Annotated in this window: 10 protein-coding genes and 1 other annotated feature; of the genes, 8 read left to right on the top strand and 2 right to left on the bottom strand. The window is 38.0% G+C overall.

The window, feature by feature from the left end:
- Positions 1–15: 15 nt before the first annotated feature.
- Positions 16–1,974, bottom strand: coding sequence for an ABC-F family ATP-binding cassette domain-containing protein (locus tag HMPREF3116_RS05280; RefSeq protein WP_070468151.1), 1,959 nt, complete (start codon positions 1,972–1,974; stop codon positions 16–18).
- 196 nt (positions 1,975–2,170) lie between these two features.
- Between HMPREF3116_RS05280 and HMPREF3116_RS05275 the strand changes: the two genes are divergently transcribed.
- The gene (locus HMPREF3116_RS05275) at positions 2,171–2,794 is read left to right on the top strand and encodes a redox-sensing transcriptional repressor Rex (RefSeq protein ID WP_083272773.1); all 624 of its coding nucleotides are present in this window, start codon (positions 2,171–2,173) and stop codon (positions 2,792–2,794) included.
- 165 nt (positions 2,795–2,959) lie between these two features.
- Here the strand turns inward: HMPREF3116_RS05275 and HMPREF3116_RS05270 are convergent, their stop codons facing one another.
- Positions 2,960–3,157, bottom strand: a complete 198-nt coding sequence (locus HMPREF3116_RS05270) for a hypothetical protein (RefSeq protein WP_070468149.1) — start codon at positions 3,155–3,157, stop codon at positions 2,960–2,962.
- A gap of 295 nt (positions 3,158–3,452) precedes the next feature.
- On the opposite strand from HMPREF3116_RS05270, the gene HMPREF3116_RS05265 reads away from it, so the two are divergent.
- From HMPREF3116_RS05265 to HMPREF3116_RS05235, 7 genes are all read left to right on the top strand, one after another.
- On the top strand, positions 3,453–3,722 hold the full coding sequence (locus HMPREF3116_RS05265; protein WP_070468148.1) for a co-chaperone GroES: 270 nt from the start codon (positions 3,453–3,455) through the stop codon (positions 3,720–3,722).
- 60 nt (positions 3,723–3,782) lie between these two features.
- Positions 3,783–5,405, top strand: a complete 1,623-nt coding sequence (gene groL / locus HMPREF3116_RS05260; protein WP_070468147.1) for a chaperonin GroEL — start codon at positions 3,783–3,785, stop codon at positions 5,403–5,405.
- Between the two features lie 248 nt (positions 5,406–5,653).
- Positions 5,654–7,153 (top strand): amidase, encoded by a 1,500-nt coding sequence (locus HMPREF3116_RS05255; RefSeq protein WP_070468146.1) that lies wholly within the window; start codon positions 5,654–5,656, stop codon positions 7,151–7,153.
- A gap of 201 nt (positions 7,154–7,354) precedes the next feature.
- The gene (gene argH / locus HMPREF3116_RS05250) at positions 7,355–8,731 is read left to right on the top strand and encodes an argininosuccinate lyase (RefSeq protein ID WP_070468145.1); all 1,377 of its coding nucleotides are present in this window, start codon (positions 7,355–7,357) and stop codon (positions 8,729–8,731) included.
- A gap of 132 nt (positions 8,732–8,863) precedes the next feature.
- Positions 8,864–9,074: a binding site (T-box leader), on the top strand.
- A gap of 255 nt (positions 9,075–9,329) precedes the next feature.
- Positions 9,330–10,883, top strand: a complete 1,554-nt coding sequence (locus tag HMPREF3116_RS05245) for an ABC transporter substrate-binding protein/permease (RefSeq protein WP_246819054.1) — start codon at positions 9,330–9,332, stop codon at positions 10,881–10,883.
- A gap of 29 nt (positions 10,884–10,912) precedes the next feature.
- Positions 10,913–12,202 carry an argininosuccinate synthase gene (locus tag HMPREF3116_RS05240; protein WP_070468143.1) on the top strand — a complete coding sequence of 430 codons (1,290 nt, stop codon included), beginning with the start codon at positions 10,913–10,915 and terminating at the stop codon, positions 12,200–12,202.
- 573 nt (positions 12,203–12,775) lie between these two features.
- Positions 12,776–13,324, top strand: coding sequence for an NADPH-dependent FMN reductase (locus tag HMPREF3116_RS05235; RefSeq protein WP_070468142.1), 549 nt, complete (start codon positions 12,776–12,778; stop codon positions 13,322–13,324).
- Positions 13,325–13,407: the final 83 nt, after the last annotated feature.

Here is a 13,407-nt window from a genome sequence, read left to right as displayed (position 1 = left end):
TACCTTGTTTTATTTTTATAAGTTTTCTAATTTTGTTGCTGCTTCTTCCCAAACAGTCATCACTTGGTCTAAGGCTTTTTCTGTTTCTTGAAGGGATTGATTTAATTCGTTTAATTTCTCAAAATCATCAAGAAATTCAGGTTTTGTCATATTCAATTGAATTGCTTCAATTTTATCTTCTAAAGCAGCCATTGTTTCTTCATGTTGGGCAATTTCCCGTTGTAATTTTCGTTGTTCTCTTTGTTTCTCTTTAGACATTTGAAAAGCTTGTTTAGTATCGGAAGCTGGTTCAACAACTGTTTTTTCTGCTTTCTCTGAATTATTTTCAGCTGCTAGTAAAGCAAGACGTTCTTCTTCTGCTGCTTTTTTAGCCACGTAATAATCATAGTCGCCTAGATAAAGCGTTGAACCTTCAGGATTGATTTCTAAAACAGAGGTCGCAATTCGGTTAATGAAGTACCGGTCATGGCTAACAAATAATAGTGTACCATCATATTCGATTAAGGCATTCTCTAATACTTCTTTAGAATCAATATCTAAGTGGTTGGTTGGCTCATCGAGAATTAAGAAATTATCATGATCAAGGGAAAGTTTTGCCAGTTCAAGTCGGGCTTTTTCCCCACCAGAAAGCGTTGCGACAGATTTAGCCACATCATTTCCTGTGAATAGGAAGGATCCAAGGATCGTCCGAATATCTCGTTCCATCATAGTTGGATGTTCGTCCCATAATTCATGGAGCACATCTTTTGTCGAGTTTAAATTGCCTAATTCTTGGTCGTAGTAGCCAATTTGTAGATGCGCACCATAGTCGATAGTACCGCGTAAAGCAGGGATTTGTTTAATAATCGTCTTTAGTAAGGTTGATTTTCCAACACCATTTGGCCCAACAATAGCAATAGCTTCCTGTTTGCGTAATTGGAAGGAGATAGGTTCAGCCAAAACGTTATTAGGGCTATATCCTATGGCTAATTTGTTGGCTTGCAGTACATCATTTCCAGAACTTTCAGCTACGGAGAACTGAATCCGGGCAGATTTTTCATCGTTTAAAGGCTTTTCAATTTTGGTCATTTTCTCTAATTGCTTACGACGTGACTGTGCCATTTTGGTGGTCGAAGCGCGTACGATATTACGTGCTACGTAGTCTTCTAATTTGGCAATTTCTTCTTGTTGTTTTTCGTAAGCTTTCATTTGCAAGGTGATACGTTGTGCCCGTTCTTTCAGGTAGAATGAGTAGTTTCCCTTATAGTAATGAATGCCTTGGTGCGCCATTTCATAAGTTTCGTTAGTCACTGCATCTAAGAAATAACGGTCATGAGACACAATTAGTAGGGCACCGGGATATTTTGGTAAGTAATTTTCTAGCCAAGTTAAAGTCTCGATATCTAAGTGGTTGGTTGGCTCATCTAGAATAAGTAAATCCTTTTTCTCGAGTAATATTTTCGCTAAAGCCAGACGCGTCCGTTGACCACCAGAAAGCGTTGAAATCTTACGGTCATAATCTTCATCAAAGAATTGGAAACCGTGTAAAACCATGCGGATTTCAGATTCGTAGCCATAGGCGTTGAAACGAATCAAGTCCTCTTGAAGTTGGTCATAGCGGTTGAGGGCAGCTTCGTAGGCTTCTTCATCTTGCATGAGCTTTTCATCTGCTAAGGCAAGGGCTGCTGTTTCTGATTCTTTTAATAACTTGATGACAGGTTCAAATACTGAAAGCATTTCTTCATAAATTGTCCGGTCACCGGAAACAGCGGTATGTTGGTCCATATAGGCGATGGTTGTTCCTTTTGTTAAGGAAACTTGACCGTCATCAGGCGCTTCAATGTTGGATAACATTTTTAATAGTGTCGACTTACCGGCACCGTTACGGCCAACTAGCGCAATTCGGCTGTTATGTTGGATAGTCATTTGTACATCTTCAAATATCACTTCAACGCCATAGCGTCGAGCTAGATTTGAACCTTGTAATATGATCATAGTCGGCATGATCCTTTCATTTGATAGTATGTATCATTTTACCATAAAAAAAATGAGCATTTAATGGAAACGTTTTATTGGAAAGATTGCATTTTTTGATATATATCAAAAGTAACCAATGGATAGGTCTTGTGTTAATTTCACAAACTTGGTATACTGTTTAAGAAATTATATCAGTATAAGAAAGAGGATGAACATGCGTAAAATACCCAAAGCCACTGCCAAAAGATTACCACTATATCATCGCTACCTGCGTGTATTCAAAAATATGGGGAAAACACGTGTTTCTTCAACAGAATTAAGTGAAGCAGTAAAAGTTGAAAGTGCAACGATTAGACGTGACTTTTCATACTTTGGTGCTTTAGGTAAACGCGGATACGGCTATGATATCGATGCTTTATTAGACTTCTTTGGTAAAACATTAAGCCAAGACCGCTTAACAACAGTAGCGCTAGTGGGTGTTGGGAACCTTGGTAATGCATTATTGAATTACAATTTTAAAAAATCAAACAATATTCGAATTGGTGCCGCCTTCGATATCAATCAGGATATCATCGGTACAGTCCACAATGGTGTGCCTGTTTATGATATGAAGGATTTAACTGAACAATTAAAATTAATGGATATTGAAGTAGTGATTCTCTCAGTACCTGAGGCAGTTGCACAAGATACAGTTCCTGCATTAGAACAAGCAAATATTAAAGGTATTTTGAACTTTACACCAGTAAGATTAGATGTGCCAGATAATATTCGGGTACAAGATGTAGACTTCACGAATGAACTCCAAACATTAGTCTACTTTATTTCAACAAATGCATAATATAATGGCTGCATCTATATCAGCAAGCGAATAGGCCGAGATCGTTCATCTCGACCTATTTTTTTATATCTATGATGGGTGTGAAAGTTTGTTAAGTTTCACATATGGGCGCTAAAATGATATAAAAATATTTGCAATATTTATCAAAATCGATTTAATTCAAGTTTATTGTTTAGATTTAAACTGCCGTAGCACGTTGAGTGTATTCAACAAGTCAACAATTTCATAGGCGGCAACTGCTAGGGCTAAGTATACTGTCCAGTTCCATCCAGAACCTTCTACACTGCCGATAGCGAAGCTTATGGCTAGAAAAATAAATACTAATTTGAATAGTAATAGAAATATTACTGGTCCTTTTAACATAAAAATACTGACATTCCTCTCTTAATAGCTAATAGCACATTTTGATTTTTATCAAAATATGACACATTCTTCAACTATTAAAACTAACGTACTTTCCGCATAAAATCAAGGTTTTCAACTTATAAAAGAAAATAGGTCAAAAAAAGTCAACCTTTCTCTTGCAATTCAGATTTGAATGTTTTAATATAAGAAATATAGAGATTAGCAGTCGACGATAGCGAGTGCTAATCCCCATAAAAACCAACTAAATTAGCTTGGGTTAGACAAATACTTTATCTAATGGAGGGACATGTAAATGATTAAACCATTAAACGGACGCGCTGTTGTGAAAGTTGAAGAGGCTAAAGAACAAACAGTTTCAGGTATCGTATTACCGTCAGCTGCTAAAGAAAAACAACAAGTAGGTGTTGTGGAAGCAGTTGCTGAGAATACTGAAGATTTCACATCTCAATTGAAAGAAGGCGACCGTGTTCTATTTGAAAAATATGCAGGTTCAACATTTGAATATGATGGTCAAGAATTATTAATTATTAAAGAAAGCGATATTATCGCAATCGTAGATTAGTCAATTTATCAATATTTACAGATTAATAACAGTATGAATTTTTATGAGGTGAATAAATAAATGGCAAAAGATATTAAATTTTCAGAAGATGCTCGTCAATCTATGGTTCGTGGGATTGATATACTAGCGGATACGGTGAAAGTAACCTTAGGGCCAAAAGGTCGTAATATTGTTTTAGACCAAAGTTATGGGTCACCACTAATCACTAACGATGGTGTAACTATCGCCAAAGAAATCGAATTAGAAGATAAATTTGAAGATATGGGTGCGAAACTAGTTGCTGAAGTAGCTTCAAAAACAAATGATATTGCTGGGGACGGTACAACAACTGCAACTGTTTTAACACAAGCAATTGTATCTGAAGGTATGAAAAACGTTACTGCTGGCGCTAACCCAGTAGGTGTTCGTCGCGGGATTGACAAAGCTATTCGTGTAGCTTCAGATCGTTTATCTGAAATTTCAGTTCCCGTAGATTCTAAAGGCGCAATCGCTAACGTTGCATCAATTTCATCAGGAGATAGCGAAGTTGGTGATTTAATTGCAGAAGCAATGGAAAAAGTTGGCCAAGATGGCGTCATCACCATTGAAGAATCTCAATCAATTGATACTTCACTAGATGTTGTAGAAGGTATGCAATTTGACCGTGGTTACCTATCTCAATACATGGTAACGGACAATGACAAGATGGAAGCTGTTTTAGAAAATCCTTATATCTTATTAACAGATAAAAAGATTTCTAATATCCAAGACATTTTGCCAGTATTAGAACAAGTTGTTCAAGAAGGTCGTGCATTATTAGTAGTAGCTGATGATATTGACGGTGAAGCATTACCAACATTAGTCTTGAACAAAATCCGTGGTACTTTCAACGTTGTTGCGGTAAAAGCACCAGCCTTTGGTGACCGTCGTAAAGCGATGTTAGAAGACCTATCTATCTTAACAGGTGCGCAAGTGATTACTGAAGATTTAGGTCTAGAGTTAAAAGACACTACAATTGACCAATTAGGTGGCGCTAACCGCGTTGTTGTTACAAAAGATGATACAACAATTGTTGAAGGTGCAGGTAATAAAGAGCAACTTGAACAACGCGTTGCACAAATCCGTGGTCAAATCGAAGAAACAACTTCTGAATATGACCGTGAAAAATTATTAGAACGCTTAGCTAAATTAGCTGGTGGCGTTGCGGTTGTTAAAGTTGGTGCAGCTACTGAGTCAGAATTAAAAGAACGTAAATTGCGTATCGAAGATGCTTTAAACGCAACACGTGCAGCTGTTGAACAAGGGATTGTAGCAGGTGGTGGTACTGCCTTCATCAATGCTAAGCATGCAGTTTCTGACTTAGCTGAATCATTAACTGGTGACGAACAAACGGGTGCACAAATCGTTTTACGTGCTTTAGAAGCACCAGTACGTCAAATCGCTGAGAACGCTGGTTTAGAAGGTTCTGTAATTGTTGAGAAATTGAAAGAACAAACAGAAGGTATCGGTTTTAACGCAGCAACTTCTGAATGGGTAAATATGATTGAAGAAGGTATCGTTGACCCAACTAAAGTTTCTCGTTCAGCATTACAAAACGCAGGTTCAGTAGCTGGATTAATCTTATCTACTGAAGCAGCTGTTGCAAACCAACCACAACCTGAACCACAAATGCCAGCAATGGACCCTAGTGCAGGTATGTATTAATTAAGAAAGTAAATAGCGCTTTTATAAAGAAGGCAAACAAAAAATCACTTGGGAATAAAAAGCTGTTATAGGTCAAACCCATGGTGATACCGATTGCTAGGAGGTGTGAAATCCAGTTCACACCTCCTATTTTTTTATAAACTTTGAAATAAGCTGAATCACTTTCTATTATAAAGGCGTTTTCACTATAATGAGACTATGAGTAGAAAAAATAAGCGCATTTCTAGCTAATTGAAGGGAGATTTACCATGTTGTTTACAGAAGATGCCGGTTACTATGCACAGCAAGTGAAGATGCGAAAGGTGAAGGTATTAGATTTAGTGGACCAAGCCCTAGCGAATATTGAAGCGCTGAATCCTAGATTAAATGCCATTGTATATGTGCAAGCAAACGCTGCACGAGCTCAAGCGAAAGCATACGATGCTTATTTAGATCAGTTGACGGAGGCGGAAGTGGACGACTTGCCTGACTTCTTTGGTGTCCCAACTCTGCTGAAAGATTTAGGGCAATATCAAGCTGGACATCTTACATCAAGCGGTGCCCATTTAACGAAAGATACGGCTATGCAAGTAACCGATTATTTCGTTGAAAATATCATTAAAGCTGGGTTTATCATCATTGGTCGGACCAATGTACCGGAATTCGGTTTTAAAGGGATTAGTGATTCTAAAACTTTTGGTCCAGTAAACAATCCAATTGATTTAAACCGTAACTCGGGTGGGTCTAGTGGTGGTGCGGCTGCTGCTTTAAAAGCAGGTATTGTGCCCTTAGCCTTTGGATCAGATGGTGGCGGATCTATTCGTATTCCTGCTTCTTTCTCAGGTTTAATCGGGTTAAAACCATCTAGAGGGCGAGTAGCGGTTGGACCTGGAGCATATCGAGGCTGGCAAGGCGCGTCTGTCAATTTTGCCTTAACGAAAAGTGTGGATGATACCTGGACTTTATTACGAAATCTTCAAGTAGAGCAGTTAGAGGCACCATTCATCATGCCAACAATGAAAGAAACGAGCTTAAAACCCTTAAATAGACCTTTAAAGATTGGTTACATGGACCAATTAAACCCAAAGTGGCCATTAAATACGGATGCTAAAGCAGCCTTAAACCAAACGATACAAGCACTAAGAAAACTAGGACATGAAGTTTTCAAAGTAACGGAACCTTTTGACAGAGCTGAAACCATGCGTAATTACTTTGTGATGAATAGTGTAGAAACAGCGGCAATGATGAAGGATATTGAACAAGTAAACGGGCGACCGGTCACCTTTTCAGATGTTGAACCGTTAACCTGGGCAATCTACCGAGCAGGCTTAAAAGTGCCTTCTTATCGCTATAGCCAATTATTAGCAGAATGGGACAAGTGGACGGCTCAGTCTGAAGCGATGTTTAAAGAAGATTTTGACCTATTACTCACACCAACGACGAATGGTCCAGCACCTATCCATGGTCAGTTTAACCCAGATCAACTAAATGAAATCATCGAAAAGGAGAAACACTTTGATGATTACGAAATGGCCGACCAACAAGCCATTATCTGGGCGCATTTCGAGAAGAGTATCGCTCATATGCCTTATACCTCTTTAATCAACATGTTAGGCCAACCAGCTATTTCCTTACCCCTATATAAAAATAAAGATCATTTACCAGTTGGCGTACAATTTATTGCGCAAAAAGGGAATGATTACTTACTATTACAATTAGCTAAACAATTTGAAGATCAAGAATTATTAGATACAGATATTGTCAAATGATGAAAAAATATTAACATTTTAAATGCTGTTCATGAAGCGCTAGTCACTATTGATCTAGCGCTCTTTATTTTTGGGAGCAGGTTTACCATGATTTTTTAAAAATAAAAAACACTTGTTATTTTCTCATTATTTGTTAATATTCACATTAACGATTACTAGAAAAGACAAAAAATTGTCCATATATTAAAGGAGTGTATTGCTATGGCCATTTGGTCTAATAAATTTCATGAGGAAATGTCACAAGACGCATATCAATTCAACCAATCTATCCAAGTAGATTATCGTTTATTGGACGCTGACCTACGTGGTTCCAAAGCTCATGCCCAAATGCTAGGTCATCAAGGCATTCTTGATTTAGAAGAATCAGATAGCTTAGTGAAAGAGCTCGAACAAATGCGCCAAGACTATGCTGCAGGCACTTTAGCAGTCGATTTTACAACAGAAGATGTGCACTCATTCATAGAAGCAGAATTAACCAACCGTTTAGGTACAATTGGGAAAAAAGTCCACACTGGCCGGTCACGTAATGACCAAGTAGCGACCGCTATGCGTATCTATGTGTTAGACGAATTGCAAGATTTTATCAAGCACAGCCAAGCAGCGATTGAAGCTATTTTAACAAAGGCAGAAGGACATTTAGATACCATTATGCCTGGTTATACCCACCTGCAACGGGCTCAACCGATCACTTATGCGCATTATTTATTGGCTTACGCACAAATGTTTAGCCGTGATTTATCGCGATTTTCTGATCTTTATGATCGAGTAGCAGCTGACATGCCACTAGGTGCTGGCGCTTTAGCTACTTCAACTTACCCAATTGATCCATTTTATACAAATGATCAACTGGCAGGTTTTACTGCACCTTATATCAATTCTATTGATGCCGTATCGAATAATGATTATGCAATTGAATTTTTATCTGACCTGGCTATGATGTCTATGCATATGTCTCGTTATGCAGAAGAAACGATTATGTGGTCTAGTCAGGAATTTCGTTTTATCAGCTTGAAAGACACTTTCTCAACAGGATCTTCGATTATGCCACAGAAGAAGAATGCCGATATCCATGAATTGATGCGTGGGAAGACGGGCCGTGTCTACGGTAATCTGATGAGTGTATTGACGATTATGAAAGGCTTACCGCTAGCTTATAATAAAGACTTACAAGAAATTAAAGAGCAATTATTTGATGGGATTGACCATGTAAAAGCAATGTTAACCCTGTTACCAGGTATGCTAGAAGCAACAATTGTCAATAAAGATGTGATGTACAAAGCATGTGGTACTGGCTTTTTAAATGCTACGGATTGTGCGGATTACTTAACGAACAAGGGGATGGCCTTTAGAGATGCCTACCAAGTATCTGGTGATTTAGTGGGTTATTGTACTGAAAACCGTAAGAGTTTGGAAGAATTAACCTTGGCTGAATACCAAGAATTCTCAGCATTATTTGACGCAGATATTTACGATGCCATTGATTTGAAGAATTGTGTGTACCGTAGAAATGTTACCGGTGGCCCAGCACCAGAAGCTGTAACTGCTGCTATTGCAAGAGTTCGCGACATTATCAAGTAATTTAATTTTATATAAAAAGATTTTTTGCTTTTGAGGTTGACTTTCTAAAGTTTACAGATTAGAATGATTAAAAGAAAATGATAAAAACTTAAACAAACAATGATAGATATCATTTTTTTATGAGAATAGCATATGGAATCATAGAAGCAAAGAGTAGCAAGTTTACTGTCCAAAGCGAGTAGACGATTGGTGGAAGGTCTATGTCAGGAGAATTGTGAACCGCATTGCTGAGATAGTTGGGTGAAAATGAGATAGCTCAACTCGTTAGACGCGTTAAGTCTTCAAGCGTTGATGTATTTTTGTCAACAGTAGAGTGGTACCGTGGATATTAACCGCCTCTTCATTTGAAGGGGCGGATTTTTTTATTTTCCAAACCAACAAATGAATGCTTGTGGTAAACCGTCAGATCATACTGACGTCTTGAGAAATGGTGCAAAGCTATTGTTCCTTTATCATCTGTGTCGTGATATCTTGATCACCATACGAATGATTTTGGGAAATATTTAGACAAAAATCACAACAGTAGAGTGGTACCGTGGATTATAGTCCGCCTCTTCTTATAGGAGAGGTGGGCTTTTTTGTAGGGGAATCTAGGAGGATGAAGAAAATGTTTAGTCAGGTGAGTAAAGAAAAATCAACAGGATGGCAGTTGAAAGGGTTAAATTGGATGGTTGTATTGGCTGTCTTGTTAGGCCTCGTTTTACCAGTAAAAAGTGTTTCGGCATCTTCCTGGACAGGACCGGAGGCAGCAGCTGAAGTTGAAGGTGAAGATACCTTATTAACAGAGATTCAAGAACGTGGCGTTCTTAGAATGGGGACAGCATCAGGCTATTCACCATACGAGTTTACGGTTTTACAAGACGGGAAAAATGTTGTAGTAGGGATTGACGTTTTCTTGGGGCAACATATCGCAGACCAATTAGGTGTTGAACTTGAAGTCGTGGATATGGAGTTTGGTTCCCTAATTGCTTCACTGGAAACAGGCGGTATCGATATGATTATTGCTGGTATGGGGGCAACTGAGGAACGTGATCAATCCATTGACTTCTCAAATGCTTATGAATTATCTGGTCAATCGATTGTGATTCGTAAGGGTGAAGAAGATGACATTCTTGACTATACCTCTTTTGAAAATGGTGAACATACCATTTCAGTTTCAGAAGCAACATTACAAGAAGGTTATGTAAGAGACCATTTTGAAAATCCTGACTTATTGATCATGCGGAAATCTGCTGATGCGATTGCAGCCTTAATTTCAGGGCAAGCCGATGGCGTACTATTAGATGACGCAGTTGCCGGTGCTAATGCAGCAGAGAATGAAGGATTAACTGTAATTGATTCAAAACTAGATGGTTTAGTTGAAGACCAAGGGAAATCGATTGGAATTCCAGAAAACCAGCCATCCTTACAAAATGCAATCAATGATATTTTGGTAGATGTGGATAACCAAGGGTTGATAGAAACCTGGACGGAAGCCTCATTTGATATTATCGCTGGTGAAAATGCGGGGACAGGTTGGACAATCTATTGGCCTTACTTCTGGGATGGGATTAAAACAACCTTAATTATCGCAGCTGTATCCATTTTCTTCGGGATGATTCTAGGGATATTCTTAGCCCTTATGCGCTTAACCAATAACCCAGTCTTAAAATTCATTGCAACAGCATATATTGAATTTGTTCGTGGGACACCGTTGATGATCCAAGTGTTATTCATGTTCCTAGGTGTAGGGGCAATATTTGACTGGTCGACAATGACTGCAGGTTTGGTGTCGGTATCTATGAACTCAGGTGCTTATATTGCGGAGATTATCCGTGGTGGTATTCAATCAGTCGATAAGGGGCAAGCAGAAGCCGCACGTTCGCTTGGACTTGGTTACTGGCAAACGATGCGGAAGGTGATTTTTCCACAATCTTTAAGATCTATCTGGCCATCATTGGGGAATGAATTCATTACCTTGATTAAGGAATCATCTATTGTATCCACGATTGGGGTAGCAGAATTAACCTTCCAAACACGGGCGGTAACAAGTATTACCTACCAAGCAGTTGTACCCTTATTTATCTCTATGATTATTTACTTCATTATGACTTATGCTTTATCGCAAGTTTTAAATGTATATGAAAGAAAAATGAATCAAAAATACGCATAAAATTGATATAAAATTAGGAGGAATTATTTATGGCAAAAGCAAATAAAGAAATTAAAAAGGTTTTATTAGCATACTCAGGTGGTTTAGATACTTCAGTAATCATTCCTTGGTTAAAAGAAAACTATAATAACTGTGAAGTTATCGGGATGACAGGGAATGTTGGTCAAGAAGAGGACTTTGAATATTTAAAAGAAAAAGCTGTTGCTTGTGGCGCAACAAAATTATATGTTGAAGATTTGCGTGAAGAATTCATTAGCGATTATATCTTCCCAGCGATTCAAGCTGGCGCAAAATATGAGTCAACTTACTTACTAGGAACGGCTTATGCACGTCCATTAATTGCGAAACGTATGGTAGAAATCGCCCATTTAGAAGGTTGTGACGCTATTGTTCATGGTTGTACAGGAAAAGGGAATGACCAAGTACGTTTTGAATTAGGTATTCGTGAGTTCGATCCAACAATGACCATTATTGCTCCTTGGCGTGAATGGGATATTGTTTCTCGTGAACAAGCCTTTGACTATGCTGAAGCACATAATGTCCCATTACCAATTACACGTGAAACAAACTATTCTAAAGATGAAAACTTATTCCATTTATCCCATGAAGGATTAGACTTAGAAGATCCAACCAATAAACCAAACTATGAAAGTATCTTAGAATTAGGTGTATCACCACAATCAGCGCCAGACCAAGAGGTTGAAGTTACAGTAACCTTTGAAGCAGGTATCCCGATAGCCGTAAACGGGGAAAAATTAGACCCAATTGCTTTGGTTGAAAAGCTAAATAAAATTGGTGGGGCCAATGGTATTGGTATTCTAGATGTAGTAGAAAACCGTTTAGTAGGGATGAAATCACGTGGTGTATATGAAACACCAGGTGGGACCATCCTTTATCATGCACATGAAAAATTAGAGCAAATTACTTTAGATCGGGATACACAACATTACAAACAAGGGGTAGCCTTGAAATATGCAGACCTAGTCTATAACGGTTTATGGTTCTCACCATTACGTAAAGCTTTACAAGTCTTTGTAGATGAAACCCAAAAAACAGTTACCGGTTCCGTGACAATGGTATTGTATAAAGGAAATATCATTGATGCAGGTATGACCAGTCCTTATTCATTATATTCAGATGAATTGGCAACATTTGGTGAAGATGATATCTATAACCAAAATGATGCGGAAGGCTTTATCAAACTATTTGGCTTACCACAATCAGCTCGTAAGATGGCTGAACAAATCTGGGAAAAAGGGGAAACAACTGAACCTGGAGCCTTTACGGATGTCGCAAGAAACAACGAATGGTTAAGATAATTTGTTTAAATAAAAAGTGTAACTCACAATGCCATTCAAGGCGTTATGCATTAAAAAGAAGGTGAGACAAAAGGTTTTTAGAATTGACGTACTGAACCAAAAGGCGAACAATAATGAAATATTATTGGAGACATTTGGGAAGTATCGGACAATGCTGACTTTTGGAATCCAATGATAAACGTTCTTATATCGCAAAGAGAGGCTGAGACTTGATTAGTCCCAGCCTCTTTTTATTATATACAAGTAAATGACTGATAAAAAAACTTTCTGAGCGTGGTATCGCGGGAATAGAACTTTTATTGATTACTTCAGAAGACTATCTTAAACAAGCGAAATAAGTAAAATACAATTAATGTATTGTTATAAAAAACATTTTGATTTTATGAACTTACATTTTGTAAGTTAAAATCCTATTATAGTGGGCATCTTCGTAACACAAGGGTAATAAAGCTTCATTTTACAATGAAAAAAATGGGTATGCGAAGCTTTAATTTTTGATATTTCGAATTCGAGGTGTTATGATATATTTTGTAAGATAAAAAATTAAGAACATTTGAAAAGGAGATTTTTAATATGACAAAATATGGTGTAGTAGTAGGCTCTATTCGTCAAAACTCTTTATCTGAAGGCGTAGCGAAAGCAATCGTTGCAGGTTTACCTGAAGGTTCAGAAGTTAACTTCCTAGAAATCGCAAACTTACCTTTATATAACCAAGACTTAGACGCCAATTCTCCAGCAGAATATGAAGAATTCCGTGCACAAGTTGCTGCTCAAGATGCAATCATCTTTGTAACGCCAGAACACAACCGTAACATTCCAGCCGCTTTGAAAAATGCTTTAGATGTGGCTTCTCGTCCATGGGGTCAAAATGTATGGGCTGGTAAACCTGCATTAGTCGCTTCTCAATCCATTTCTGGTATTGCGGGTACTTTAGCACACCACTCATTACGTCAATCATTAGTATTCTTAGACTTACACACTATGGCGCAACCAGAACTTTACATCAACACATCTGAAACTTCTGACATGGAGACTGGTGAAGTAACTAACGAAGACTCTAAACAATTCTTAGCAAACGCAGGTGCGCAATTCGCTGAATACGCGGCTAAGTTTATTGACTAATTCATCTAAATAGATAAAAGGAAGGGAATTTGATATTTATGTCAGATTCTCTTTTTTGGTGCGCCCGGCATGGGCGCTAACTT

It is taken from the genome of Aerococcus sp. HMSC10H05 (genome assembly GCF_001806975.1).
Taxonomy (GTDB): Bacteria; Bacillota; Bacilli; order Lactobacillales; family Aerococcaceae; genus Aerococcus; species Aerococcus viridans_B.
This window is presented reverse-complemented; position numbering and strand designations above follow the sequence as displayed.

What these genes read in the sequence shown, in the direction of transcription:
- HMPREF3116_RS05280 (WP_070468151.1), bottom strand. Translation starts at nt 1,974, where the DNA reads ATGATCATATTACAAGGTTCAAATCTAGCTCGACGCTATGGCGTTGAA.
- HMPREF3116_RS05275 (WP_083272773.1), top strand. Translation starts at nt 2,171, where the DNA reads ATGCGTAAAATACCCAAAGCCACTGCCAAAAGATTACCACTATATCAT.
- HMPREF3116_RS05270 (WP_070468149.1), bottom strand. Translation starts at nt 3,157, where the DNA reads ATGTTAAAAGGACCAGTAATATTTCTATTACTATTCAAATTAGTATTT.
- HMPREF3116_RS05265 (WP_070468148.1), top strand. Translation starts at nt 3,453, where the DNA reads ATGATTAAACCATTAAACGGACGCGCTGTTGTGAAAGTTGAAGAGGCT.
- groL (WP_070468147.1), top strand. Translation starts at nt 3,783, where the DNA reads ATGGCAAAAGATATTAAATTTTCAGAAGATGCTCGTCAATCTATGGTT.
- HMPREF3116_RS05255 (WP_070468146.1), top strand. Translation starts at nt 5,654, where the DNA reads ATGTTGTTTACAGAAGATGCCGGTTACTATGCACAGCAAGTGAAGATG.
- argH (WP_070468145.1), top strand. Translation starts at nt 7,355, where the DNA reads ATGGCCATTTGGTCTAATAAATTTCATGAGGAAATGTCACAAGACGCA.
- HMPREF3116_RS05245 (WP_246819054.1), top strand. Translation starts at nt 9,330, where the DNA reads ATGAAGAAAATGTTTAGTCAGGTGAGTAAAGAAAAATCAACAGGATGG.
- HMPREF3116_RS05240 (WP_070468143.1), top strand. Translation starts at nt 10,913, where the DNA reads ATGGCAAAAGCAAATAAAGAAATTAAAAAGGTTTTATTAGCATACTCA.
- HMPREF3116_RS05235 (WP_070468142.1), top strand. Translation starts at nt 12,776, where the DNA reads ATGACAAAATATGGTGTAGTAGTAGGCTCTATTCGTCAAAACTCTTTA.